Here is a 25,452-nt window from a genome sequence, read left to right as displayed (position 1 = left end):
ACTCCCGGACCGTGATGGTGCCGGACGGGCTGGCCGGCGAGCGCCTGGACGCGGCTCTGTCCCGCCTGTTCGGCGTGTCCCGGACCAAGGCCGCCGAGCTGATCGAGTCCGGCCTGGTCCAGGTCGACGGTGCCCCGGCGCCGAAATCGTCCCGGGTGGCGGCCGGCGTACTGCTGGATGTCGAGCTACCGCCTCCGCCCGGCGAAGTGACTGTCGTGCCCGAGACTGTGGACAACCTGCGGATCGTGTACGACGACGACGAGATCATCGTGGTCGACAAACCGGTCGGAGTGGCCGCGCACCCGTCACCTGGCTGGACCGGCCCGACCGTGATCGGTCACCTGGCCGGAGCCGGTTTCACCATCTCCACCAGCGGCGCCGCCGAGCGCAAGGGCATCGTCCACCGGCTCGACGTCGGCACCTCCGGCCTGATGGTCGTCGCCAAGACGGAGTACGCGTACACAGTGCTGAAGCGCGCCTTCAAGGAGCGCACGGTCAAGAAGATCTACCACGCACTGGTCCAGGGCCATCCGGATCCGTTCACCGGGACAGTGGACGCACCGATCGACCGGCACCCGCACCACGACTACAAGTTCGGCGTCGTCGCGGGCGGCAAACCGAGCGTCACCCACTACGAGACGCTCGAGGCGTTCCGGTACGCGACCCTGCTCGAGATCACCCTCGAGACCGGCCGCACCCACCAGATCCGCGTACACATGTCCGCGATCGGCCATCCGTGCTGCGGCGACCTGACGTACGGCGCCGACCCGGTGCTCGCCGAGCGGCTCCAGCTCACCCGGCAGTGGCTGCACGCGATGCGCCTCGGCTTCAACCATCCCGGCACCGGCGAGTACGTCGAGTTCACCTCGGAGTACCCGGACGACCTCGACCACGCGCTGGACCTGCTCGCGGACTCGCAGTGAGGCTGTATCTGTCTTCGTTCCGCCTGGGCGATCATCCCGAGCGCCTGGTCGCTCTCCTGCCGCCGAGCGGCCGGGTGGCCGTCATCTGCGACTCGATCGACTTCGAGGAGCCTGGCGAACGCAAGGAGAAGGTCGCAGCCGAGATCGCCTGGCTGACCGAGCTGGGTCTGCGTCCCGAGGAGCTCGATCTCCGCGAGTCCGCCGACTTCTCGACGTACGACGGAGTCTGGGTCCGCGGTGGGAACGTCTTCGTCCTCCGCGAGGCGATGGCACGCTCCGGCGCCGACCGGATCCTGCCCGACCTGATCCGCTCCGAGCAGCTCGTGTACGCCGGGTACAGCGCGGGACCGTGCGTCCTCGCACCCAGCTTGCGCGGGCTCGAACTGTGCGACGACGTCGATGCGGTCGACGGCGAGGTGATCTGGGACGGTCTGGGCGTCCTCGACCACGCGATCGTCCCGCACCTGAACTCGCCCGGTCACCCGGAGATGGAGTTCCTGGAGAAGGTCGCCGAACTGTACGACCGGACCGGCGTCGCCTACCTCCCGATGCGCGACGGCCAGGCCCTGGTCGTGGACGGCAACCACCGCGAACTGGTGTGATCCTGGTCTGATCCACGACCGGATAGCGGGCGGTGCCCGCGCGGATCGGTGAGCCGGTGAAGAACTGTCGGCAGGCCCGCATAGGCTGTTCCAGTCCCGCTCACTCACGCCCTGGGAGGTCTGCGAAGACATGGCGTCCAGCGACAGTTTCGTGCATCTACACGTGCACACCGAGTACTCCATGCTGGACGGCGCCGCGCGGATCGACGAGTTGTTCAAAACCGCCCATGACATGGGCCAGCCGGCGATCGCGACCACCGATCACGGCTACGTGTTCGGGGCCTACGAGTTCTGGAAGACCGCGAAGAAGTACGACGTCAAGCCGATCATCGGCGTCGAGGCGTACCTGACCCCGCACACGCATCGCAGTGAGCGGAAGCGGGTCAAGTGGGGCGACGCGAACTCGGGTCGCGACGACGTCTCCGGTAGTGGTGCGTACACCCACATGACGTTGCTGGCGAAGAACACCTCCGGCATGCACAACCTGTTCAGGATGAGCTCGCTGGCCAGTCTCGAGGGCTACTACTTCAAGCCCCGGATGGACCGCGAACTGCTGAACACCTACGGCCAGGGCCTGATAGCGACCACCGGCTGCCCGTCCGGTGAGGTGCAGACCCGGCTCCGCCTCGGGCAGTACAAGGAGGCCGTCGAGGCCGCCGCGGAGTTCCGCGACATCTTCGGCAAGGAGAACTTCTACTGCGAGCTGATGGACCATGGCCTCGGCATCGAGCGGGACATCCAGAAGGACCTGCTCAAGCTGGCCCGGGAGCTCGGCCTGCCGCTGGTCGCGACCAACGACCTGCACTACACCAAGCCCGAGGACTCGACCGCGCACGCCGCGCTGCTGTGCGTGCAGTCGGGCTCGACGCTGTCCGACCCGAACCGGTTCAAGTTCGACGCGAACGAGTTCTACGTCAAGACCGCGGCCGAGATGCGCGAGGTGTGGAAGGAACTGCCGGAGGCGTGTGACAACACGCTGCTGATCGCCGAGCAGTGCGACGTCAGCTTCACCGAGGGCGAGGGCCGGTTCATGCCGCGCTTCCCCTGCCCGGACGGACACAACGAGGAGTCCTGGTTCGTCTCCGAGGTCGAGACCGGCCTGCACTTCCGCTACCCCGACGGCATCCCGGACGCGGTCCGCAAGCAGGCCGAGTACGAGATCGAGGTGATCGTCGGGAAGGGATACGCCGGCTACTTCCTCGTCGTCGCCGACTTCATCAACTGGGCCAAGAAGAACGGCATCCGGGTCGGCCCGGGCCGTGGTTCCGGTGCCGGTTCGATGTGCGCGTACGCGATGAAGATCACCGACCTGGACCCGCTCCAGCACGGCCTGATCTTCGAGCGCTTCCTGAACCCGGAGCGGATGTCGATGCCCGACTTCGACGTCGACTTCGACGACCGCCGCCGCCCCGAGGTGATCCGCTACGTCACCGAGAAGTACGGCGACGACCGGGTCGCGATGATCGTCACCTACGGCACGATCAAGGCCAAGCAGGCGATCAAGGACGCCGGCCGGGTGCTGGACTACCCGTTCGCGATGGGCGACCGGATCACCAAGGCGATGCCGCCGACCGTGATGGGCAAGGACATCCCGCTGTCCGGCATCTTCGACCCGCAGCACAAGCGGTATTCCGAGGCCGGCGAGTTCCGGCAGCTGTACGAGTCGGACCAGGACGTGCGCAAGATCGTCGACACCGCGCGCGGGCTGGAGAACCTGAAGCGCCAGTGGGGTGTGCACGCGGCCGGCGTGATCATGTCCAGTGAGCCGCTGATCGACCTGATCCCGATCATGCGCCGCGAGCAGGACGGCCAGGTCATCACCCAGTTCGACTACCCGAGCTGCGAGACGCTCGGCCTGGTCAAGATGGACTTCCTCGGCCTGCGCAACCTGACGATCATGGACGACGCGGTCAAGAACGTCGAGGCCAGCCGCGGCATCACGCTCGACCTGGACGAGCTGGCCAAGAGCCTCAACGACGGCCCGACCTTCGAGCTGCTCGGCCGCGGTGACACGCTCGGCGTGTTCCAGTTCGACGGCGGCCCGATGCGGGCGCTGCTGCGGCTGATGAAGCCGGACGGCTTCGAGGACATCTCGGCCGTCGGCGCGCTCTACCGGCCCGGCCCGATGGGTGCGAACTCCCACACCAACTACGCCCTCCGCAAGAACGGGCAGCAGGAGGTCTCGTACCTGCACCCGGAGCTGGAGCAGGCGCTGGAGCCGATCCTCGGACCGACGTACGGGCTGATCGTCTACCAGGAGCAGGTGCTGAAGATCGCCCAGGAGCTGGCCGGTTACAGCCTGGGCAAAGCGGACCTGCTCCGCAAGGCGATGGGCAAGAAGAAGAAGGAGGTCCTCGACGCCGAGTACGTCGGCTTCGAGGAGGGCATGAAGTCGAACGGCTTCTCGGCCCAGTCGATCAAGGCGCTCTGGGACGTCCTGGTCCCGTTCTCCGACTACGCCTTCAACAAGGCGCACTCCGCGGCGTACGGGCTGGTCTCGTACTGGACGGCGTACCTGAAGGCGAACTACCCGGCGGAGTACATGGCCGCGGTCCTCACGTCCGTCAAGGACGACAAGGACAAGATGGCCATCTACCTCAACGAGTGCCGCCGGATGGGCATCAAGGTGCTGCCGCCGGACGTGAACGAGTCGGACTCGAACTTCACCCCGGTCGGCACCGACATCCGCTTCGGTCTGTCCGCGATCCGCAACGTCGGCGTGAACGTGGTGGCCGAGATCGTCGCGTCCCGCGAGGAGAAGGGCCGGTTCACCGACTTCGTCGACTTCATCGACAAGGTGCCGCTGCCGGTCTGCAACAAGCGGGTGATCGAGTCGCTGGGCAAGGCCGGTTCGTTCGACTCGATGAACCACGCCCGGCGCGCGATCGTCGCGGTGCACGAGCAGGCCGTCGACGAAGCGATCGACCTGAAGCGGAACGAGGCGCACGGTCAGTTCGACCTGTTTTCGATGGGCGACGACGAGGCGGACGAGGGCGAGGGGAACAGCCGGCTCACCGTCACCGTCCCGGAGATCGAGGAGTGGGACAAGGCGACCAAGCTCGCGCACGAGCGCGACATGCTGGGGCTGTACGTCTCCGACCACCCGCTGTTCGGCGTCGAGCACGTGCTCACCAACGGCACTGACTGCACCATCGGTCAGCTGCTCGCCGACGAGGACCGGCCGGACGGCTCCCAGGTCACCATCGGCGGCCTGGTCACCGCGGTGCAGCGGAAGGTGAACAAGCGCGGCGACATCTACGCGATCGTCACCATCGAGGACCTCGAAGGTTCGATCGAGGTGATGATGTTCTCCTCGGCGTACCAGTTGCACGCACATCTGCTCAGTAACGACGCGATCATCTTGATGAAGGGCCGGGTCCGGCGTCGTGAGGACCGGCTCGAGCTGAGCGGCTCCGAGGTGATCGTGCCGGACCTGACCGAGGGCCCGAGCGGTCCGGTGGTGATCACGATGCCGGTCAACCGGTGTACTCCGCCACTGGTCGAGCAACTGCGGGACGTGCTGCAGTCGCATCCCGGGATGACCGAGGTGCAGTTGCGCCTGCAGGCCCGGCAGAAGACCACGGTGATGCGGATCGGCGACCGGTTCCGGGTGACGCCGACATCGTCGCTGATGGCGGATCTCAAGGCGCTCCTCGGCCCGTCCTGCCTGGCCAGCTGAGGGACCTGTGAACGAGTCTTCTTCCGCTGTGCGGCACACTGTCGAGGTGAGTCAACAGGAGTCCGCTCAGCCCTCGCCGTACGTCGCACCGCCCTCGGGGGTGCCGTTCGGTACGCCGCAGGCCTCGGAGCCGGCGATGCCGTGGGCGAAGGCGATCCTGGTGACCGTGGTTGTGTTCCTGGTCGCCGGTGTGGTGGCCGGGTGGGCCTGGCAGCAGTTCTCCCCGCTGGCGCAGTACACGGTCGACGAGCGCGGCGGTGCTCTCGGCGAGGAGCAGATGACCCGGATCTTCGGGCCGGACGGCACGTTCACCTCGATCGGGTTCGTGACCGCGCTGGTGCTGGGTGCCGCACTCTTCTGGTGGCTGCGCAACTACGGCCCGTGGTCGGTCGCGATCGTCGTACTCGGCGCCTGCATGGGTTCGGGAATCGCGTGGGGCGTCGGCATGCTGCTCGGCCATGAGCCGCTCCAGCAGCGGCTGGAGGCGGCCAAGCCGGGAGACCTCGTGTCCGCCCCGCTGGAGCTGCATACCTGGACTCCGGCCGCGGCCTGGCTGGTCGGTGCCGCCCTTGCCGCAGCGGTCATCGCCGCCACCACCTGGCGCAGCGAGCCGGTTGCAACCACTTCGCAACCTGGTGCGTCAAACACCCCGCCACCGGTGCACTAGTGTGTCCAGGTCGTGCCGCGCGGGAGCGCCGGACGACCTAGCCGGTGGGTGAGGCCACCGGACCACGCGAGGGAGCATATGTCCGACCAGAACATCCCGCCCAACCCGCCGTACCCAGGCGCCGGCGGTCCGCAGCACCCCCAGAACCCGTACGGCGGACCCCCGCAGGGACAGCGTCCGTACGCCGGTCCGCCGCAGGGCCAAGGCCAGTACGGCGGCCCCGCTCAGCACGGTGCTCCGCAGGGACAGCGCCCGATGGGTGCTCCCGGCAACCAGCAGCCTCCGTGGACCCAGGGCCCGCCCCAGGGTGGACCGCAGTACGGCCAGGCGCCGTCGCAGGGTCAGCCGGGTCAGGCGCCGTACGGGCAGCAGCCTGGCGGTCCGGCGTACGAGCAGCTGAACATCGGCGGGCAGCCGCCGCAGGGACCGGGGTTCGGTCCGGGAGAGTGGCAGCAGGAGCCGAAGAAGCGCCGCGGCAAGGTGATCCCGCTGATCGCCGCGCTGGCCATGGTGCTGGTCGTCGCCGGCGGCGGAATCTTTGCCTACGGCAAGCTGAACGGCGGCAAGCAGCCGGAGGCCGTGCTGCCCGGCACCGCGGTCGCGTACGCCCGGGTGGACCTGAACCCGTCGGCCGGCCAGAAGGTCGCCGCGATCCGGTTCCTGATGAAGTTCCCGTCGGTCAAGGAGAAGCTCGGCCTGACCGGTGACAAGGACGACCTGCGGCAGAAGCTGTTCGAGCAGATCAAGAAGTACGCCGGTGACGACCTGGCCGATGTGAACTACGAGAAGGACATCAAGCCGTGGCTCGGCGAGCGTGCCGGCGTGGCCGCACTGCCCGCCACCGACGGCAAGAAGGACCCGACCGTGGTGCTCGCCGTTCAGGTGAAGAGCGAGAGCGACGCGAACAAGGGCCTGGACAAGTTGCTGGCCAACGAGGACGAGAAGCCGGGCCGTGCGTTCAGCAACGGCTACGTGCTGCTCGCCGACAGCCAGGCGATCGTCGACGCGGCGGTCGCCACCGCCAAGGACAACCCGCTGGAGAAGAACGCCAAGTTCACCGCGGACATGGACAAGCTCGGCGAGCGCGGCTTCGTGTCGGCGTGGGCGGACATGAAGGGCATCGCCTCGCTGTCCGGCCGGGTCCAGTCCGAGCAGTTGGCCGGCCTGGGCGACGCGAGCATGGCGGCGGCGCTGCGGTTCGACTCGCAGTACGTCGAGCTGAAGGGCATCGCGTCGGGCGACCAGAGCATCAAGGTCAACTCGGCCGACGCCGCTGACGTGATCAGCCAGTTGCCGGACAGCACCGCCGGTGCGCTCGCGGTGTCGGGTGGCGAGAGCCTGATCGACACGATGTGGAAGCAGATGGAGAAGGCGGCCAACGGCAACCTCGAGCAGCTCACCCAGGGCTTCGCGGAGGAGACCGGCCTGAAGCTCCCCGACGACCTGAAGGTTGTCCTGGGCAAGAACCTGGCCCTCGCGATCGACAAGGACACCTCGAACGGCCCGAAGATCGCGGCCCGGCTCGAGACCGACCCGGCCAAGGCCGAGCCGGTGGTGGAGAAGCTGACCACGCTGCTGCGGGACAAGTCCCGGGCGAACATCCCGGTCGAGTCGGCCAAGGACGACGACACGCTCGTGCTGGCGACAGACAAGGACTACGCGGACCAGGTGCTGAAAGGCGGCACGCTGGGCCAGACCGACAACTTCAAGCAGGCCCTGCCCGACACGAAGGGCGCGGTGTCGATCGGCTACATCGACTTCGAGGCCGCGGGTTCGCTGAGCGAACGCTTCAGCTCCGACAAGGACCTGGCCGCCCTGAAGTCCGGCGGCTTCGTCGCCCGCTCAACCGGCGACGGCCAAGCGGACTTCACCCTCCGGGTAGTCGCGAAGTAGTTCAACACCAGACAAGCCCCGGCCGGCATCGCGATCGCCGCCCGGGGCTTGCTCTGCCCGCAGCCGGTCCAGCCGGGCGGAGCAGCTAGCCGCACTCGGCCGGGAATCGGGTGGTGGGCTTCGCGGAAACAAGTTGCCGTCAGGCGGCGAAAAGTTTCCGTGCAGCGGGCCGGTGAGAGGCCCGCCTCGGGGAAAATCGCGACTTTGGGCGCGGGTCGACCACGCCGGCGCGGGCGGTTTCAATCGGTTGTTGCACGTAGTGCCTCGTTGAGGGCTTGGGCTGGAGTCTTCCATCCCAGGGTCACGTCACCGGCCACAAGCGCCTGACCCATCCCACCCTCGGCCGCCTCACCCTGCCGTACGAGGTCCTCGCCGTTCTCGACGCCCCGGACCAGTACCTCGTCGTGTACGGCCTGGAGAATCCGCTGCCGGACGATGTCGAAATCTCCGGATCGGTCTCTACCTCCTGAGTGAAAGCACCTTTCACCCAAAGGAGAACCGAGATGAACCACCTCACCGGCATTCGGACCGTCGGCGTACCGGTCACCGACCAGGATCGTGCGGTCGCGTTCTACACCGAGACGCTGGGATTCGAGCTGTTGATGGATGCTCCGCTGCCGCAGTTCGGCGGTCGCTGGATCGTGGTCGCGCCACCGGGCGCCGCGGCCAGCATCGCGCTCACCCCGGCCAGGGACGACAGCCCGGCCGGCGTCGACACCGGCATCCGCCTGTCCAGCCCGGACGCCGAGGCGGCGCACGAGCACTTCCGCGCCGAAGGCGTCGAGACCGACGAACTGCTGAAGTGGCCGGGCATCCCGCCGATGTTCAGCCTCCGCGACCAGGACGGGAACCGGCTGTACGTCTCTCAGGAATGATCCGGCAACGTCACGCCGGTGAGCGCGGCGCAGGCGTCCAGGAAGGCCGCTTGCACCTCCGGATCGGACGCAGCCGGATGCGTCCGATGCGGCCGGAGGTGGTAGTAGTACCCGCCACTCGGCGTGCTCGCCGCGGTGGCGAGCCAGACCTGGGTCAGGTGCGCCTGGCCCAGGTCGCCGGGTGCACCGCGGCCGCCCATCTTGGTCGGGACCCAGCCCGGATCCAAGGAGTTCGACAGTACGTCGGGCCACAGCCGGGCGACCGCGAACGCGAGGATCACGTCGTGCAGCTTCGAGTCCGAGTACGCCTGCGCTCCCCGCCACCGCCGCCGTACCCACTGCAGATCATCGAGTACGACGTCCCCGCTCTCGTGCATGCCCGAGCTCAGGTAGATCAGCCGGCCCGGCCGATCGATCAGAGCCGTCAGCAGGTACGGCGCCAACGCGTTGACGGCGAACACGTGTTCCAGCCCGTCGACGGTCTCGATCCGCGGTTCCTGATAACCGACCGCAGCGTTGTGGATCACCACATCGAACCGCCCCGACTCATTCGCCTGCCGAGCCAGGTCGCGCGTCTCCGCGATACTCGCAAGATCACCGATCAACGCAGCTTCGGCCCCAGGCAGCGCGGCCATCGCATCGGCAGCACGGACGTCGTTGCGCCCATGCAGTACGACGCTGTGCCCTTGATCAATGAGCTCGGCCGCGGCCAGCCGACCGAGCCCGTCCGCAGTACCAGTGATCAGAATCCGTGCCACGGCCCCCACTCTGCCAGTTCCGCAGCGCTGAACTCCTTCGGTGCCACTATCGAAGGATGTTGAAGTCGGGGGTGGCGGCGCTGGTGGTGCTGACGTTGGTCGGTTGTTCGGGCGGGAGCCCGCGGGCGAGCGCGCCTGCCACAGCGGCCATCTTCGTTGATCCCGCGACGACGCCGCTCGATCCAGCCAAGGCGATGGCCTTGCAGGACGTGCTCGCGAAGATCGTCGCGACGCCGGACGTCGAGTCGGGCTCGCGGGGTGTCACGGCCTCGGTGGTCACCGATCGGTGGACCTGGTCCGGGGCGGCGGGGAAGGACGCCAGGGGTACGGCGCTGACCGCGGACACGAGTATGGCGGTCGCGAGCATCACGAAGACGTTCGTCGCGGCAGAAGTGATGCTCTTGGCGAAAGCGAAGAAGGTCGACCTGGATGCGCCGATCTCGACGTACGTGAAGCACAAGCTGACCGCGAACAACGCGACCGTCCGGCAGCATCTCTCGATGACGTCCGGCGTACCGAACTACCGGCCCGACGACTACACGCGGATGGACAAGGCAATCTCGGCCGCGCCGGGTAAGCACTGGACACCTGAGCAGGCCTTGTCCTACGACACCGCGCCGGTCGGAGCACCGGGCAGCACTTACAACTACAGCAATCCCAGCTACGTACTGCTCGGCCTGCTGATCGAGAAGGTGACCGGGCAGCCGCTCGCGACCGTGCTCCGCCGGGACCTGGCGACGCCGGCGGGGCTGCAACACGCTGCCTTCCAGGACGGCGAGAAGCCGCAGCCGCCGGCCGTGGTCGACGCCAATCCCGGGTGTGGCCCGGCGAACGACGGCTACCTCCCGTGCCGCTCGATCGCCAGCTTGTCGGCGGCGAACGGAGGGCTGGCCGCGGACGCGCCGACGATCGCGCGCTGGGGATACGAGCTGTACGGCGGCCGCGTGCTTCCGGCCGACCTGGTGAGCGAGATGACCAAGGGCGAGGGGGAGTACGGGCTGGGCACGATGCGGTTCACCGGGCAGTTCGGCATCGGTACGGCGTTCGGTCACCGCGGTGAGCTGGCCGACCACACCAGCCTCCTGGTCGTGATCCCGGAGAAGAGGCTCTCCGTCGCCCTACTCTTTGCTGACGGCAACAAACAGGTCGACACCGCGATGACCCAACTCATCACCACCCTCCAGCCCCTGCTCGGCTGATCGGACCCGGGCTACGGACCCGGTGGCGAGGCCGGATCGGGCAATGACGCCGGACGGTTTCGGTGGCATGATCGGAGGATGAGGTGGAGCGCGGCCGCCCTCCTGGTGATCGCGCTGGTGGGGTGCTCTGGTGGGGGAGGGGAGCCGGCAGCAGCGCCGGTCGTCCCTGTCACGGTGCCGGCGTTCCCGGATCCGGGAACGACCGCGCTTGACCCGGGGAAAGCCCAGGCCCTGCAGGCCGTACTGGCGAAGATCGTCGCGTTTCCGGACAGCCCGGCAGGTTCACGGGGTGCGACCGCGGCGGTCGTCACCGATCGTTGGACGTGGTCAGGAGCGGCCGGCAAGGACAGCGCCGGAACAGCGTTGCGCCCGGACACGAGCATGGCGGTCGCCAGCATCACGAAGACGTTCGTCGCGGCGGAGGTGATGCTGCTCGCCAAGGCCGGGAAGGTCGAACTGGACAAGCCGATCTCGACGTACGTGCAGCACAAGTTGACGGCGAACGGCGCGACCGTCCGGCAGCATCTGTCGATGACGTCCGGCGTGCCGGATTACCTGGACGGGGACTACCGCGCGGTGGACCAGGCGGTCGCAGCGGCACCAGGTAAGCATTGGACGCTCGATCAGCCGCTGTCGTACCACACCGCTACGGTCGGGGCGCCGGGCGGCGACTCCGGTTACAGCAACCCCAGCTATCAGCTGCTGGGGCTGCTGGTCGAGAAGGTGACCGGCCAGCCGCTCGCCGGTGTACTCCGTCGTGATCTGGCCGCACCGGCTGGGCTGAAGCACGCCGCCTTCCAGGACGGGGAGAAGCCGCAGCCCCCTGCGGCTGTGGACCACAACGACTCCTGCGGCGAACCGGACGGTTACCTTCCGTGCCGCGCGTGGGCGAGTGCGGTGGCTGCGTCAGGCGGACTCGCCGCCGACGCACCGACGGTCGCGCGCTGGGGATACCAGTTGTACGGCGGACGCGTGCTGCCGCCTGACCTGGTCAGCCAGATGACCACGAAGGGCAACGCGCCCTACGGGTTGGGGACGATGCTGTTCACGCTGCAGTTCGGCCTCGGCACGGCGTACGGCCATTTCGGGGACATGCCCGACCACACCAGCCTGCTCGTCGTGGTCCCGGCGAAGAAGGTCTCGGTCGCCCTGCTGGTCGCCGACGGCGGCAGGCACCTCGACAGCGCGATCACCGGGCTGACCACGGCCCTCCAGCCCTTGCTCGGCTGAGCGCGGACTGGAGGACTTGCCCAGGCGGCGCTCGCCTCAGCGGTGGACTCGGTAGCGGATGTGGGTGGCTGCTGGGGTGTCGATCACGCGGACGACGTCCAGCTCGACGCGGTTCGGCAGGACGTCGAAGAGCCGGAGCCCTTCGCCGAACAGGACCGGGACCTGGTCGATCTGGAGTTCGTCGAGGACGCCGGCCTCGAGCGCCTTCTGGGCGGTGACCGCACCGTGGACCAGGACGTCCTTGTCCCCGGCCGCGGCTTTGGCCTGCGCCATCGCGGTCTCGATGTCGGAGACGATCTTCACCTGCGGGTACTTCTGCTCGATCGCCGGCGCCGGTTGGCGGCTGAGCACGAAGATCGGTACGCCGTCGTGGTGTTCCCCGCCGTAGTAGTCGACCTGCTCGGCGGTTCGCCGGCCGACCAGCACCGCGCCGGTCGCGTTCAGCTCGTCCCAGACATCGCCGGCCGGACCCTCCGGCCGACCGAACTCGCCGTCCGGCCGCTCGTACCACTTGTGCAACCGCATGAAGCCGTCGCCGCCCGGGTTGCCCGGACGGTCGTTCGGTCCCGCGATGTACCCGTCGAGGGACATCGCCATCAACAACACCGATGAAGACATGATCCTGCTCCTTCACTCCGGAGAGCGCGGCCGACCCGCGCTCATACCCTCGCGTCGAAGGAACCCGGCCGGACTCGACATCAGTCCGCAGCGGACAACGCCTCCAGGACGCCCTCGCCGTACTTGGCGAGTTTGTTCTCGCCGATACCGCTGATGGTGCCGAGCGCGGCCAGGCTGCCGGGAAGGTCGGTGGCGATCTGGCGGAGCGTCGCGTCGTGGAAGATGACGTACGCCGGAACGCCTTGCTCCTTGGCCACGGCGGCACGCCAGGTCCGTAGCCGCTCGAACACGGGAGCCGCCTCGGGGGAGAGGTCCGCCGCGGCGGCCTTCTTCTTCGATCCGGACGAGGACCTCGACCGCACCCGCTCCGGCTCGCGGCGCATCATCACCTCGCGCCGCCGGCCGAGCACCTCACCGCTCTCGTCGGTGAGGACGAGCGTCCCGTAGTCGCCCTCGACCGCGAGCAGCCGCAGCGCCAGCAGTTGCCGGATCACGCCGCGCCACTCGGTGTCCTTCAGCTCGGTCCCGATCCCGAACACGCTCAGCTGGTCGTGCCGGAACTGCTTGACCTTCTCGGTCTCCTTGCCGAGCAGGATGTCGATCAACTGGCCGGCGCCGAACTTCTGGCCGCGCTCGTGCTGCAGCCGGTACACGGTCGACAGCAGCTTCTGCGCCGCGATCGTCCCGTCCCACGACTCCGGCGGGGTCAGGCAGGTGTCGCAGTTCCCGCACGTGTCGCCGTGCTGTCCGAAGTACGCGAGCAGTTGCGACCGGCGGCACTGCACGGTCTCGCACAACGCCAGCATCGCGTCGAGATGCGAACTGAGCCGGCGCCGATGCGCGAGGTCGCCCTCGGATGTGTCGATCATCTTCCGCTGCTGTACGACGTCCTGCAGTCCGTAGGCGAGCCACGCGGTCGACGGCAGCCCGTCGCGGCCGGCGCGTCCGGTCTCCTGGTAGTAGCCCTCGACCGACTTCGGCAGATCGAGGTGCGCGACGAAGCGGACGTCCGGCTTGTCGATGCCCATCCCGAACGCGATCGTCGCGACCACTACGAGGCCGTCCTCGCGCAGGAACCTGGCCTGGTTGGCGGCGCGGGTCCGGCTGTCCAGGCCGGCGTGGTACGGCACGGCCTCGATCCCGTTCTGGGTCAGGAAGGCCGCCGTCTTCTCGACGCTGTTGCGGGACAGGCAGTAGACGATGCCCGCGTCACCGGCGTGCTCGGTCCGGAGCAGGTCGAGCAACTGCCGCTGCGGGCTGTCCTTCGGCACGATCCGGTACTGGATGTTCGGCCGGTCGAAGCTCGCGACGAAATGCTTCGCGTCGGTCAGCTTCAACCGGGTCGCGATCTCCTGGTGCGTCGCCTCCGTTGCGGTCGCGGTCAAGGCGATCCGCGGTACGTCGGGCCAGCGCTCGTGCAACTCCGACAGCATCAGGTAGTCGGGCCGGAAGTCGTGGCCCCACTGGGACACACAGTGCGCTTCGTCGATCGCGAACAGTGCGATCTTGCCCTGGTCGAGCAGCCGGACGGTCGACTCCACCCGCAGCCGCTCGGGTGCGAGGTACAGCAGGTCCAATTCGCCGGCCAGGAATGCCTGCTCGACCTCACGCCGCTGCTCGAAGTCCTGGGTCGAGTTGAGGAACCCGGCCCGGACCCCGAGCGCGGTCAGCGCGTCGACCTGGTCCTGCATCAGCGCGATCAGTGGCGAGATCACCACACCCACGCCGGATCTGACCAGCGCCGGGATCTGGTAGCACAGCGACTTGCCGCCACCGGTCGGCATCAGCACCAAGGCGTCACCACCGGCCACGACCGTGTCGATGATCTCGGCCTGCTGACCGCGGAAGGCGTCGTACCCGAAGACTCGGCTCAGCACTTCGACAGCTTCGGAAACGGGCAGCCCGGATGTCTCGGTCACCCCGCGAGTCTAGTGAGATCGCCGCGCCGATGCTGGGCGTGCAGCATGAACCTGTGGATTACTTGGGGATCTCGCCGGCGTAGGTGCCGACGCTCCAGATGTTGCCCTCGGGATCGCGCACGGTGAAGCCACGGGATCCGTAGTCCGAGTCGGACAGCCCGCGGACCACGGCCGCGCCGGCGGCGATCGCGCGGCCGATCAGGCTGTCGGGGTCCTCGTGGACGAGATAGACCGACTGGGGTACGTCGGCCAGCGCGGTGAACTCGTCTGGTTCGGACTTGGCATCGCTCGAGCCCACCATGATGCCGCCACCGGTCGGCCAGGACAGCTCGGCATGCAAAACCGAACCCTCGGCCGCTCCGGGGTACGACGCGACCAGGACGAAACCGAGGCCCTCGGTGAGGAACTTCAGTGCGGCCTGTCCGTCCTTGTAGTGCAGGCCGGGCCAGACGCCGATCACGTTCTTCTGCTGTTCAGTCGTCGTGTTCATACCTCCAACTCTTCGGCCCAGGCCGGGACGAAGTCTTGAAGATTTGGGAGCTCCTCGGTCAGCCACTGCCGCGGCGAGCAGCCCGCGATCGCCTGCCACTCGCGGGTCAGATGCGCCTGATCGGCGTACCCGAACTCCGCGGCCAGGTCGGCGAGCCGGATCGTCGGCTGCCGTCGCAATCGCCCGACCGCCCGCTCGAACCGCAGCACGCGCGCCGCCACCTTCGGCGCCAGCCCGAACTCGGCGGTGAAGCGATCGGTCAGATGCCGCCGGCTCCACCCCACCTCGGCGGCCAGTTCCTGTACGCCGATCGCCCCGCCGGCGTCACGTAGTCGTCGCCAGGCCCAACTCACCTCCGGACGCACCTCATGTGCAGGCGTGTCCGCCATCCGCCGAAGGAACAGCGTTTCGAGTAGGTCCATGCGCTCGTCCCAACCCGGGGCCTCCCGCAGCTGCTCCGTCAGCATCCGGGCCGGCCGGCCGAGCACCTCATCGAGGCCGACGACGGTCGACGCGAGCTCACCGGGTGGCAGGCCGAGCAGGACGCGCGCCGCGGCCGGTGTCAGCGACAGCTGGACGCCCGCCCGGCTGGGTGTCGCGCCGATGTGGACCGCGGTCGAGTGCAGTCCGCCGACCAGTGCGTCGTATTTCTCCACCGGACAGTCCGGCCAGGCGACGCCGAGCGGATCGTCCAGCGTGATGACGAGCGTCAGGTACCGCGACGGCAGGCCGCGGTGCAGGTCGGGCGGATCGCCGTGGTACGCGTACCCGCTGACGTCACCGACGTACGGGCGCAAGGCTGGGTGCACCGCGCGCGTGTGATGCTCCATCCCACCCATGGTCACAGGCTAGATCCGGCCTCGGACAGAATCATCCGCGCCAGTATCCGGGACCCGCGTACCGCCATCCGGACGCACGTGGCACCATCGGATCAGTCGTCCCGCGAGCGAGGAGAGTGCCGTCGTGCCAGCCTTGAGGTCCCGTACCGTCACCCACGGCCGCAACATGGCCGGCGCCCGCGCCCTCATGCAGGCGTCCGGGGTCGCCCGGGAGGACTTCGGCAAACCGATCATCGCGGTGGCGAACAGCTTCACCGAGTTCGTGCCCGGCCACACCCACCTGGCGCCGGTCGGCCGCATCGTGTCCGAGGCGATCCACGCGGCCGGCGGGATCGCGCGCGAGTTCAACACGATCGCCGTCGACGACGGGATCGCGATGGGCCACGGCGGAATGCTCTACAGCCTGCCGTCGCGGGACCTGATCGCCGACTCGGTCGAGTACATGGTCGAGGCGCACTGCGCCGACGCGCTGGTCTGCATCTCGAACTGCGACAAGATCACCCCGGGCATGCTGAACGCCGCGCTGCGGCTGAACATCCCGACCGTGTTCGTCTCCGGCGGCCCGATGGAGGCCGGCCGGGCCACCCTGGTCGACGGCACCGTGCGCAAGCTGGACCTGATCGACGCGATGTCCGAGGCGGTGAACGAGAACGTCTCCGACGCCGACATCCTGCGGATCGAGGAGAACGCCTGCCCGACCTGTGGCTCCTGTTCCGGCATGTTCACCGCGAACTCGATGAACTGCCTGACCGAGGCGATCGGCCTGTCGCTGCCCGGCAACGGTTCGGTGCTCGCGACCCACACCGCGCGGAAGGCCCTGTACGAGAAGGCCGGCGAGACCGTCGTACAGATCACCAAGCGGTACTACGACAACGACGACGCGACCGTGCTGCCGCGCAACATCGCGTCCCGCGAGGCGTTCGGGAACGCGATGGCGCTGGACATCGCGATGGGCGGGTCGACCAACACGATCCTGCACCTGCTCGCGGCCGCGCAGGAGGCCGAGGTCGGCTTCGACCTGGACGACATCAACGCGGTCTCGCGCCGGGTGCCGTGCCTGGCCAAGGTCGCGCCGAACGTGGCGCCTGGCGGGACGTACTACATGGAGGACGTGCACCGGGCCGGTGGTATCCCGGCGATCCTCGGTGAGCTGCACCGGGCCGGACTGCTGAACGAGAACATCCACACCGTGCACAGCGACTCGATCGACGAGTGGCTGAAGACGTGGGACCTGCGCGGCGGTTCGCCGTCGCCGGAGGCTGTCGAGCTGTGGCACGCGGCGCCCGGCTGCAAGCGGTCGGCAACCGCGTTCTCGCAGTCGGAGCGGTGGGAGACGCTCGACACCGACGCGGCCGGCGGATGCATCCGCGACTTCGAGCACGCGTACTCGAAGGACGGCGGCCTCGCCGTACTGAAGGGCAACCTGGCCGTCGATGGTTGCGTCGTGAAGACGGCCGGGGTGGACGAGTCGATCTGGACGTTCCAGGGTCCTGCGGTGGTGTGCGAGTCGCAGGAGGAAGCGGTCGAGAAGATCCTGGCCAAGCAGGTCCAGCCGGGTGACGTCGTGGTGATCCGGTACGAGGGTCCGAAGGGCGGCCCCGGGATGCAGGAGATGCTGTACCCGACCTCGTTCCTGAAGGGCCGCGGCCTGGGCAAGGTCTGCGCGCTCGTCACCGACGGCCGCTTCTCCGGGGGCACGTCGGGCCTGTCGATCGGCCACGCCTCTCCGGAGGCCGCGTCCGGTGGCACGATCGCTCTGGTCCAGGACGGCGACCAGATCCGCATCGACATCCCGAACCGCTCGATCGAACTGCTGGTCGACGAGGCCGAGCTGACCGTACGCCGCGATGCCCTCGGCGGCGTCTATGCGCCGAAGAATCGTGAGCGCAAGGTCTCGCAGGCGCTCCGTGCGTACGCCGCCATGGCGACCAGCGCCGACAAGGGCGCGGTACGCGACGTGAGCAAGCTCGGCTGACCCAAAGCCAGTCCACCACCCCGAATCCGCCGGCTGGGTGTTCGGTTGGGGTGGCGGCGCCAACCCGTCGGCATTTCAGCGGATCTCCGCGCGACTTGTGGGTTGTTCGTTCGAAATACCGAGGGAGAACCCACAACGGAAGTGGAGATCCGCTCGAATGCGCGGGGAAGAGCGGGCGCGTCTGGGCTGGGGTGTGCCGGGACGGGCCGTGTCGGGGGCGGGTGTGGTGTGCGGGGGCGGGCGGGGTTAGAGCTCGAGGTCGAAGGCGAGATTAATGGCCTCGGCCAGGGCAGGTTCCTGGTCGGGGTGGAGGTAGCCGATCAGGCGGCCGAGCTGGACCCTCGGGATGGTCTGGATGTTGTCGCAGGAGATCGCGCTCTGGTGGTCGAGCCCGTTCTCCGGGCCGACCAGTACCTCGGTGGACAGGCCGCGGATCGTGCTGGTGATCGGTGCGACTGTCACGTTGGTGAGGCGTGGGCGGATGAGCTCGCGCGTCAGGACCACGACCGGCCGCGGTTTGTCGAGCCGGGCGATGTGGAGTGGCCGCATCAGTCGAGGTCGGTGAGCACGGTGCCGGCGGCCGCGGGGGCCAGGCCCTCCAGGTCGGGGTAGTCGCCGTGCTCGGTCAGGATCGCGAGGTCGCGGGCGGCCAGCTCGCGGCGGCGCTCGCGCTCCATCGCCCGGGCGACCACGGACGCCCGGCTCGTTGCCTTGTCGGTCGCCACCAACTCGTCCATGAAGTCGACGAGCTCATCCGGCAACCGCACGGTGATCTGCTTGCTCATACCAGAACCATACCGCGCTGGGATTCACTTCGGTAGGGCAGTCTGCTCCACGCACGTCTGCCACAGCCGCTCGGCGGTCGCCCGATCCTGGGCCGCAGCGGAAGGCTGGGTGAGTTTCTTGTCCGAGTAGTAGCCGCCGGCCTCGGCTTCAGCTCCCGCCGCCAGCCATACCAGCGTCTCGGCGCCCTGCTCCGGTGTCTTGGCGAACGGCTTGGTCATCGCCATCATCGCCTTCATCAGCCGGCCGTTGTTGGTGTTGAAGCCGGTGGAGACGAGCCCAGGCTCGAACGAGTACGCCGGAACCCCGCGCCGGGCCAGTTCCGCGGTGAGCAGGATCGTCGCGAGCTTCGTCTCGCCGTACCGGCGCAGCGGGCCGCCGGTCATCCGGGCGGTGGTGGAGTAGAACCGCTCGCCGGCCAGGTCGTCGAAGTCGATGCGCTTCGCCTTCGCGTGCTCGTCCGAGACGGTCATGATCACCCGGCCGCCGGCGGCGAGGCGGTCAGTCAGGAGATTGGTGATCAGGTACGGCGCGAGCACGTTCAAGGCCCAGGTCAGCTCGATCCCTTCCGAGGAGAGCTGGTGGGAGCCGTAGATCGCGCCGGCGTTGTTCACCAGGACGTCGATGACCGGCGCCCGGACCACCACGTCGGCGACCATCGTCCGGATCGAGGCCTGGGAGGTCAGATCGGCCTCGAAGACGTCCGCCCCGCCGAGGTCCGCCGCGACCTTCTCGGCCTTCGCCCGATTCCGCGCCACGAGCCCGATGCGGGCGCCCTGCTGACTCAGCTCGCGGGCGGCCGCCAGCCCGATTCCGTTGGTTCCCCCGGTGATCAGTACGTATTTCCCGTCCATCCCCAGCCCCTTCAAGAAGATCCCCTGGGACTACTAGAACCCCGGCGGGGGTCAGTTCGGCGACATTGTCGACCAGCTGAGGTCGGTGTCGGGCAGCGAGGGGAGCGCGGCGATGGCGGCGAGCTCGGTGTCGAGGAGGCCGACGAGCTGGGCCAGCCGGGCGGTGGTGTCGGTGGCCTCGAGCAATTTCTGCCGGTCCGGGGTGAGCAGAGTCATCGCAGCCGACATCAGGTACGACAGCGTGTTCGGGTCGTCCGGCAGCTCGCCGATGTGCAGACCCGGGCGGCTGATCTCGGTGACGGCCGCGGCGTACCGGCGGAACCGCTCGATCGCGATGGTCGCCGTACCGAGGGGGTCGTCGCCCAGCTCCTCGTCGAGCCACTCGACGTCCGCGACCAGGTAGTCGCCGCCGCCGTCCAGCTCGGCCACCTTGAACCGGCGGTTGCCGGTGAGGGTGAGCTCGACCGGTCCGTCGTCGTCGGCATCGAGAGTGATCTCGGAGATCGTCGCCGCACAACCGGTCCCGTAGAGCGACCGGAACACCCGCTCACCCAGCTCGTACCCGTCCCGGACGGCCAGCGCGCCGCAGACGAGTTCACCGCCGTTCTCGACCAGGTCGCGGACGACCGCGCGGCCCTGGACATCGGTGACCGGAATGGGGAGCACCAGCCCGGGGAAGATCACCGTCTCGACAGTGAGCAGCGGCAGGCGGGAGTCCATGCTGTCGAGCGTAGTGGACGATCACCCCGATCACGGCCCGTGATCGGCCGCGTGGTGGATAGGGCGCAAGGACGGCGGGCCGTCACCACTAGACTGAAGCCATGATTCGCCGCGTCGACCTGCGGGGCCGAGTGGCGGCCGGAGAGGTGTCCGACCTCCAAGCCGAAGTGCATGCCCTCGTCCCCCGAGCCGTGTTCGACGTCGAGAAGGCTCTCGACGTCGTCCGACCGATCTGTCTGGACGTCCGCCATCGTGGACTCGAGGCGATCAAGGAGTACGGCGAGAAGTTCGACCATGTGCGGGTCGACGAGGTCCGCGTCCCGGCCGAGGCGCTGAAGACCGCGCTGGAGGAGCTCGACCCCGAGGTCCGTGCGGCGTTCGAGGAGTCGATCCGCCGGGTCCGCGAGGTCAGCCAGGACGAGCTCACCGCCGACATCGCCTCCGAGCCCGCGCCCGGCGGGCGGGTGACACAGCGGTTCGTCCCGGTCCAGCGCGTCGGGCTGTACGTACCCGGCGGCCGCGCGCCGCTGGCGTCCAGCGTGGTGATGAACGTCGTACCGGCGCAGGTCGCCGGCGTCCCGTCGCTGGCTGTCGCATCCCCACCGCAGAAGGATTTCGGCGGCTTGCCGCACCCGACTGTGCTTGCGGTGTGTGCGCTGCTCGGGATCGAAGAGGTGTACGCGATGGGCGGCGCGCAGGCGATCGCCGGATTCGCGTACGGCTTCGACGGGTGCCGCAAGGTCAACCTGATCACGGGTCCCGGCAACATCTATGTGGTCGCGGCCAAGCGGTTCCTGCTGGGTGAGGTCGGCATCGACTCCGAGGCCGGCCCGACGGAGATCGCGATCCTCGCCGACGACACGGCGGACCCGCAGCACGTCGCCGCCGATCTGATCAGCCAGGCCGAGCACGACCCGATGGCCGCCAGCGTGCTGGTGACGCCTTCGGAGGAGCTGGCAACCAAGGTGGAGGCCGAGCTGTCGGTGCAGATCGCGAAGACCAAGCACCAGGACCGGGTCACCGAAGCGCTCAACGGTCAGCAGTCGGCCGTCGTACTCGTAAACGATCTGGACCAGGGCACCGCGGTGGTCAATGCGTACGCCGCCGAGCACCTGGAGATCCAGACCGCGGACGCGGAAGAGCGGGCCGGGCTGATCACCAACGCCGGCGCGATCTTCGTCGGCGGCTGGTCGCCGGTCTCGCTGGGCGACTACTGCGCCGGGTCCAATCACGTTCTCCCGACCGCCGGCTGTGCCTGTCACTCGTCCGGCCTGTCCGTGCGCAGCTTCCTGAAGGCGATGCACGTCGTGAACTACTCGCGCGACGCGCTCCAGGAGGTGGCCGGCCACGTGGTCGCGCTGGCGCACGCCGAGGATCTTCCGGCCCACGGCGCCGCGGTGTCGGTGCGATTCCCCGGGGAGGGCTGATGGGCGCCTTCGACGGGCTGCCGCTCCGCGACGAGCTGAAGAGTTTCGAGCCGTACGGCGCCCCGCAACTCGACGTGCCGGTGTTGCTCAACGTCAACGAGAACCCGTATCCGCCGAGCGAGGAGACCGTCGCCGACATCGCCGCGTCGGTCACCGAGGCGGCCCGCGGCCTGAACCGCTACCCGGACCGCGAGTTCCTCGACCTGCGCGCGGATCTCGCGGCGTACCTGGGCCGGGAGTCCGGCGCGCAACTGACCGCCGAGCAGGTCTGGGCGGCCAACGGCTCCAACGAGGTCATGCTGCACATCCTGCAGGCCTTTGGCGGACCAGGACGTACGGCGCTCTCGTTCGCGCCGACGTACTCGATGTATCCGGAGTACGCGCGGGACACCAACACGGCCTGGGTGACCGGTCGCCGGGCCGAGGACTTCACCCTCGACCCGAGCAAGGCGCTGGCCGCGATCTCCCGGCATCACCCGTCCGTCGTGCTGCTCGCCTCGCCGAACAACCCGACCGGGACGGCGCTGCCGATCGACGTGGTCGAGGCGATCGCCGCCCGGTCCGCCGCGGTCGGATCGGTGCTGGTGGTCGACGAGGCGTACGCCGAGTTCCGCCGTACCGGGACTCCGAGTGCGGTGACGCTGCTGCCGTCGTACCCGAATCTCGCGGTGGCGCGGACGATGTCGAAGGCGTTCGCGCTGGCCGGCGGCCGGGTCGGATACCTTGCCGCGAGCAAGCAGTTGGTGGACGCGCTGCGGATCGTGCGGCTGCCGTACCACCTGTCCGCGGTGACGCAGGCGGTCGCGCGGGCAGCACTGCGACACTCCGACGAGCTGCTCGGCCGGGTCGAGCAGTTGCGCGTGGAGCGCGACGAGACGGTCGACTGGCTGCGGGCACAGGGCCTGCGCGCGGTCGACTCGGACGCGAACTTCGTCCTGTTCGGCACGTTCGCCGACCGGCACGCGGTCTGGCAGTCGCTGCTGGACGACGGCGTACTGATCCGCGAGACCGGGCCGGACGGCTGGCTGCGGGTCTCCATCGGCACCGGCGCCGAGATGGCCGCATTCCGCGCTTCACTCGAGCGCGTTCTGAAGACTGACGTAGGAAGGTTGACATGAGCCGGATCGCGCGGATCGATCGGGAGACCAGTGAGTCCAAGGTCCTGGTCGAGCTGAACATCGACGGCGAGGGCCGGGCCGAGATCTCGACCGGCGTCGGGTTCTACGACCACATGCTCAACGCGCTGGCCAAGCACGCGCTGCTCGACCTGCACGTGAACACGGTCGGCGACCTCGAGATCGACGCGCACCACACGGTCGAGGACACCGCGATCGGCATCGGCCAAGCCTTGAAGGAGGCTCTCGGCGACAAGCGGGGGATCAGGCGCTTCGGCGACGCGACGGTGCCGCTGGACGAGGCGCTGGTGCACTGCACGGTGGACCTGTCCGGCCGGCCGTACTGCGTCCACACCGGCGAGCCCGACGGTCAGGTGTACGCGATCATCGGCGGCGACTACGCCGGTTCGCTGACCCGGCACGTGTTCGAGACGCTCGCGTTCAACGCCGCGATCTGCATCCACATCCGGGTGCTGTCCGGCCGCGACCCGCACCACATCGTCGAGGCGCAGTTCAAGGCGTTCGCCCGGGCGCTGCGCGCGGCGGCCGAGCTCGACCCGCGGCAGCCGGGGATTCCGTCGACCAAGGGCGCTCTGTGAGCAAGAAGGTCGTGCTGCTCGACTACGGATCAGGCAACATCCGCTCGGGGGAGCGGGCCCTACAGCGCGTCGGCGCGGATGTGACCGTCACGTCCGACTTCGACGAGGCGCTGAACGCCGACGGTCTGCTCGTCCCGGGCGTCGGAGCGTTCGAGGCCTGCATGACCGGGCTCAAGTCCGTTCGCGGTGACGTGGTGGTCGACCGCCGGCTGACCGGCGCGCGCCCGGTGCTCGGGATCTGCGTCGGCATGCAGATCCTGTTCGCTCGTGGTATCGAGCACGGCGTCGAGACCGAGGGCTGCGAGCAGTGGCCCGGCACGGTCGAGCGGCTGAGGCCCCAGCACGACGAGCCGGTCCCGCACATGGGCTGGAACACGGTCGACGTACCCTCCGGCACCGCACTGTTCGACGGCATCGAGAAGGAACGCTTCTACTTCGTCCATTCGTACGGCGTCCGCGAGTGGCGGCTGACCGATGCGCGCGAGTCGGTGGCCCCGCTGGTGACCTGGACGTCGTACGGCGACGACCGGTTCGTCGCCGCGGTCGAGAACGGACCGCTCACGGCCACCCAGTTCCACCCCGAGAAGTCCGGCGACGCCGGCGCCGCCCTGCTGGCGAACTGGGTCCGCTCACTCTGACCGCACCTGCGGCGTACAGCGTGTGCCTCACTCGGAGCGGGTGAGGACAACTCCGGTCGCCGCGGGATGGGATGGGTTGCGGCGGCAAGCCTGCCGTCGTGATCGGAGGGGGCGGGTCGGCGATGGGCGGGATCCACAGCACGAAGAATCCGGACACCGGCGATCGGGCGGTCGTTCCCCGGTTCACCAGGGACACCGTCCTTGCGGTCCCGAAGGACCGGATGCCGGGCGACGAGATGCTGCCGCAGTCGGCGTACCAGATCGTCCGGGACGAGGTCATGCTGGACGGCAACGCCCGGTTCAACCTGGCCACGTTCGTGACCACGTGGATGGACGACGAGGCGGACCGGCTGTACGCCGAGACGGTCGACAAGAACATGGTCGACAAGGACGAGTACCCGCAGACGGCGGAGATCGAGAGCCGCTGCGTGCTGATGCTGGCCGACCTGTGGAACGCGCCCGACACGGCCGACGCGATCGGGACGTCGACGACGGGTAGCTCGGAGGGCTGCATGCTGGGCGGACTCGCCCTCAAACGGCGCTGGCAGCATGCCCGCCGCGCCGCGGGTCTGCCCACCGACCGGCCCAACCTCGTGATGGGCCAGAACGTGCAGGTCGTGTGGGAGAAGTTCGCCGAGTACTGGGACGTCGAGCCGCGGTACGTGCCGCTCGAGGGCGACAACCTCTACCTGACCGCCGACCGGGCCGTTCGCGCCGTGGACGAGAACACCATCGGCGTCGTCGCGGTGCTCGGCTCGACGATGGAAGGCAGCTACGAGCCGGTCGCGGAGATCTGCGCCGCACTGGACGACCTGGAGGAGCGGACCGGCTTGTCCGTGCCGGTGCACGTCGACGCGGCCTCCGGTGGTTTCGTGGCTCCGTTCATCCAGCCCGATCTGGCCTGGGACTTCCGGCTGCCCCGGGTCGCCTCGATCCAGGCGTCCGGTCATAAGTACGGGCTGGTCTATCCGGGCGTCGGCTGGGTGCTGTGGCGGCACAGCGCGAACCTGCCCGAGGAACTGGTCTTCAAGGTGAACTACCTGGGCGGGGACATGCCGACGTTCGCGCTGAACTTCTCCCGGCCCGGTGCGCAGGTGCTGCTGCAGTACTTCCAGTTCCTCCGGCTCGGCCGGGACGGCTACCGGCGGATCCAGCAGACCTGCCAGGACGTCGCCGTACACCTCAGCGACGCGATCAACAAGATGCCCGAGTTCGAGCTGGTCTCGGACGGTCGGGACCTGCCGGTGTTCGCGTTCCGGATGGCCGACGGTGTCACGAAGTACACCGCGTACGACGTGTCCCGGAAGCTGCGCGAGCGGGGCTGGCTGGTGCCGGCGTACACGATGCCCCCGAACCGGGAGGATCTGGTCGTCCTGCGCGTGGTCGTGCGGAACGGGTTCAGTCACGACATGGCCGAGTTGTTCCTGCGCGACCTGCGGGTCGCGGTCGACTGGCTCGACGGGCTGGTGGCTCCGATGCCACCGGAGCGGGCGCCCGCCGGCTTCCATCACTGACGAGGAAGCGCACCCGCAGCGGATCGGCGGCGCAATACCAGTTGCATAGCTGGTTTTACTCCTGACCGGGGATCACGGTTTGGGTCACAGTGTCCGATTTCCGGGCTGCCAGGCCTTCACGGATGTCAGCGGTGG

Annotated in this window: 24 protein-coding genes; 15 read left to right on the top strand and 9 right to left on the bottom strand. The window is 68.6% G+C overall.

The genetic code is table 11. The annotated features are described in order from the left end of the window. Window positions 1-14: 14 nt before the first annotated feature. From E0H75_RS17470 to E0H75_RS17440, 7 genes are all read left to right on the top strand, one after another. Window positions 15-923 (top strand): RluA family pseudouridine synthase, encoded by a 909-nt coding sequence (locus E0H75_RS17470; protein ID WP_131514779.1) that lies wholly within the window; start codon window positions 15-17, stop codon window positions 921-923. Next, entirely contained in the window at window positions 920-1,525 is a 606-nt protein-coding gene (locus E0H75_RS17465) for a Type 1 glutamine amidotransferase-like domain-containing protein (RefSeq protein ID WP_131514587.1), read from the top strand. The genes E0H75_RS17470 and E0H75_RS17465 overlap by 4 nt, the downstream gene beginning before the upstream one ends. A gap of 130 nt (window positions 1,526-1,655) precedes the next feature. After that, on the top strand, window positions 1,656-5,204 hold the full coding sequence (gene dnaE / locus E0H75_RS17460; RefSeq protein ID WP_131514586.1) for a DNA polymerase III subunit alpha: 3,549 nt from the start codon (window positions 1,656-1,658) through the stop codon (window positions 5,202-5,204). A 46-nt stretch (window positions 5,205-5,250) separates the two neighbouring features. Beyond that, a complete protein-coding gene (locus E0H75_RS17455) occupies window positions 5,251-5,871 on the top strand; it encodes a hypothetical protein (protein ID WP_238163082.1) in 621 nt (206 codons plus the stop codon). Window positions 5,872-5,949: 78 nt separating this feature from the next. Continuing rightward, window positions 5,950-7,764 carry a DUF3352 domain-containing protein gene (locus tag E0H75_RS17450; protein ID WP_131514584.1) on the top strand — a complete coding sequence of 605 codons (1,815 nt, stop codon included), beginning with the start codon at window positions 5,950-5,952 and terminating at the stop codon, window positions 7,762-7,764. 275 nt (window positions 7,765-8,039) lie between these two features. Continuing rightward, window positions 8,040-8,234, top strand: a complete 195-nt coding sequence (locus E0H75_RS17445; protein WP_131514583.1) for an MmyB family transcriptional regulator — start codon at window positions 8,040-8,042, stop codon at window positions 8,232-8,234. A 33-nt stretch (window positions 8,235-8,267) separates the two neighbouring features. Continuing rightward, window positions 8,268-8,639: a VOC family protein gene (locus E0H75_RS17440; protein WP_131514582.1), complete on the top strand. Its 372-nt coding sequence runs from the start codon at window positions 8,268-8,270 to the stop codon at window positions 8,637-8,639. On the opposite strand, the gene E0H75_RS17435 is transcribed toward E0H75_RS17440, so the two are convergent. Further along, complete coding sequence (locus E0H75_RS17435) at window positions 8,630-9,397, bottom strand: SDR family NAD(P)-dependent oxidoreductase (protein WP_131514581.1); 768 nt, start codon at window positions 9,395-9,397, stop codon at window positions 8,630-8,632. The genes E0H75_RS17440 and E0H75_RS17435 overlap by 10 nt on opposite strands. A gap of 56 nt (window positions 9,398-9,453) precedes the next feature. On the opposite strand from E0H75_RS17435, the gene E0H75_RS17430 reads away from it, so the two are divergent. Further along, complete coding sequence (locus tag E0H75_RS17430) at window positions 9,454-10,596, top strand: serine hydrolase domain-containing protein (RefSeq protein ID WP_131514580.1); 1,143 nt, start codon at window positions 9,454-9,456, stop codon at window positions 10,594-10,596. A 78-nt stretch (window positions 10,597-10,674) separates the two neighbouring features. Beyond that, window positions 10,675-11,826, top strand: a complete 1,152-nt coding sequence (locus E0H75_RS17425) for a serine hydrolase domain-containing protein (RefSeq protein WP_131514579.1) — start codon at window positions 10,675-10,677, stop codon at window positions 11,824-11,826. 36 nt (window positions 11,827-11,862) lie between these two features. Here the strand turns inward: E0H75_RS17425 and E0H75_RS17420 are convergent, their stop codons facing one another. The 4 genes from E0H75_RS17420 to E0H75_RS17405 all read right to left on the bottom strand — a co-directional run bounded on the left by E0H75_RS17420 (window position 11,863) and on the right by E0H75_RS17405 (window position 15,683). Continuing rightward, window positions 11,863-12,444, bottom strand: coding sequence for a dihydrofolate reductase family protein (locus E0H75_RS17420; protein ID WP_131514578.1), 582 nt, complete (start codon window positions 12,442-12,444; stop codon window positions 11,863-11,865). Between the two features lie 80 nt (window positions 12,445-12,524). Then, window positions 12,525-14,363 carry a DNA helicase RecQ gene (gene recQ / locus E0H75_RS17415; RefSeq protein WP_131514577.1) on the bottom strand — a complete coding sequence of 613 codons (1,839 nt, stop codon included), beginning with the start codon at window positions 14,361-14,363 and terminating at the stop codon, window positions 12,525-12,527. A 58-nt stretch (window positions 14,364-14,421) separates the two neighbouring features. After that, window positions 14,422-14,853 (bottom strand): VOC family protein, encoded by a 432-nt coding sequence (locus tag E0H75_RS17410; protein ID WP_131514576.1) that lies wholly within the window; start codon window positions 14,851-14,853, stop codon window positions 14,422-14,424. Continuing rightward, a complete protein-coding gene (locus E0H75_RS17405) occupies window positions 14,850-15,683 on the bottom strand; it encodes an AraC family transcriptional regulator (RefSeq protein WP_238163081.1) in 834 nt (277 codons plus the stop codon). Before E0H75_RS17405 ends, E0H75_RS17410 begins: the two co-directional genes overlap by 4 nt. Window positions 15,684-15,816: 133 nt before the next feature. Here E0H75_RS17405 and ilvD point away from each other — a divergent pair, with 133 nt between their 5' ends. Then, on the top strand, window positions 15,817-17,667 hold the full coding sequence (gene ilvD, locus E0H75_RS17400) for a dihydroxy-acid dehydratase (protein WP_131514574.1): 1,851 nt from the start codon (window positions 15,817-15,819) through the stop codon (window positions 17,665-17,667). Between the two features lie 246 nt (window positions 17,668-17,913). Here the strand turns inward: ilvD and E0H75_RS17395 are convergent, their stop codons facing one another. Genes E0H75_RS17395 through E0H75_RS17380 form a run of 4 tightly spaced genes read right to left on the bottom strand, consistent with a single transcriptional unit; the run spans window position 17,914 to window position 20,024 of the window. Further along, window positions 17,914-18,216 carry a type II toxin-antitoxin system PemK/MazF family toxin gene (locus E0H75_RS17395; RefSeq protein WP_131514573.1) on the bottom strand — a complete coding sequence of 101 codons (303 nt, stop codon included), beginning with the start codon at window positions 18,214-18,216 and terminating at the stop codon, window positions 17,914-17,916. Next, window positions 18,216-18,452: a ribbon-helix-helix domain-containing protein gene (locus tag E0H75_RS17390; RefSeq protein ID WP_131514572.1), complete on the bottom strand. Its 237-nt coding sequence runs from the start codon at window positions 18,450-18,452 to the stop codon at window positions 18,216-18,218. The genes E0H75_RS17395 and E0H75_RS17390 overlap by 1 nt, the downstream gene beginning before the upstream one ends. A 24-nt stretch (window positions 18,453-18,476) precedes the next feature. Further along, on the bottom strand, window positions 18,477-19,304 hold the full coding sequence (locus E0H75_RS17385; RefSeq protein WP_131514571.1) for an SDR family NAD(P)-dependent oxidoreductase: 828 nt from the start codon (window positions 19,302-19,304) through the stop codon (window positions 18,477-18,479). 51 nt (window positions 19,305-19,355) lie between these two features. After that, complete coding sequence (locus tag E0H75_RS17380) at window positions 19,356-20,024, bottom strand: LON peptidase substrate-binding domain-containing protein (RefSeq protein ID WP_131514570.1); 669 nt, start codon at window positions 20,022-20,024, stop codon at window positions 19,356-19,358. Window positions 20,025-20,125: 101 nt separating this feature from the next. Between E0H75_RS17380 and hisD the strand changes: the two genes are divergently transcribed. The 5 genes from hisD (at window position 20,126) to gad (ending at window position 25,317) form a co-directional block, all read left to right on the top strand. Then, window positions 20,126-21,451: a histidinol dehydrogenase gene (gene hisD / locus E0H75_RS17375; RefSeq protein WP_131514569.1), complete on the top strand. Its 1,326-nt coding sequence runs from the start codon at window positions 20,126-20,128 to the stop codon at window positions 21,449-21,451. Then, window positions 21,451-22,569: a histidinol-phosphate transaminase gene (locus E0H75_RS17370; RefSeq protein WP_131514568.1), complete on the top strand. Its 1,119-nt coding sequence runs from the start codon at window positions 21,451-21,453 to the stop codon at window positions 22,567-22,569. Before hisD ends, E0H75_RS17370 begins: the two co-directional genes overlap by 1 nt. After that, window positions 22,566-23,165, top strand: coding sequence for an imidazoleglycerol-phosphate dehydratase HisB (hisB, locus tag E0H75_RS17365; RefSeq protein ID WP_131514567.1), 600 nt, complete (start codon window positions 22,566-22,568; stop codon window positions 23,163-23,165). The genes E0H75_RS17370 and hisB overlap by 4 nt, the downstream gene beginning before the upstream one ends. Further along, window positions 23,162-23,803 carry an imidazole glycerol phosphate synthase subunit HisH gene (gene hisH / locus E0H75_RS17360; RefSeq protein ID WP_131514566.1) on the top strand — a complete coding sequence of 214 codons (642 nt, stop codon included), beginning with the start codon at window positions 23,162-23,164 and terminating at the stop codon, window positions 23,801-23,803. Before hisB ends, hisH begins: the two co-directional genes overlap by 4 nt. Window positions 23,804-23,901: 98 nt before the next feature. Next, window positions 23,902-25,317: a glutamate decarboxylase gene (gad, locus tag E0H75_RS17355; RefSeq protein WP_238163080.1), complete on the top strand. Its 1,416-nt coding sequence runs from the start codon at window positions 23,902-23,904 to the stop codon at window positions 25,315-25,317. Window positions 25,318-25,452 lie beyond the last annotated feature (135 nt).

Source organism: Kribbella capetownensis (assembly GCF_004331485.1).
Lineage (GTDB): Bacteria > Actinomycetota > Actinomycetes > Propionibacteriales > Kribbellaceae > Kribbella > Kribbella capetownensis.
Note: the sequence above shows the minus strand (reverse complement) of the source record. Positions and strands in the feature narration are given on the sequence as shown.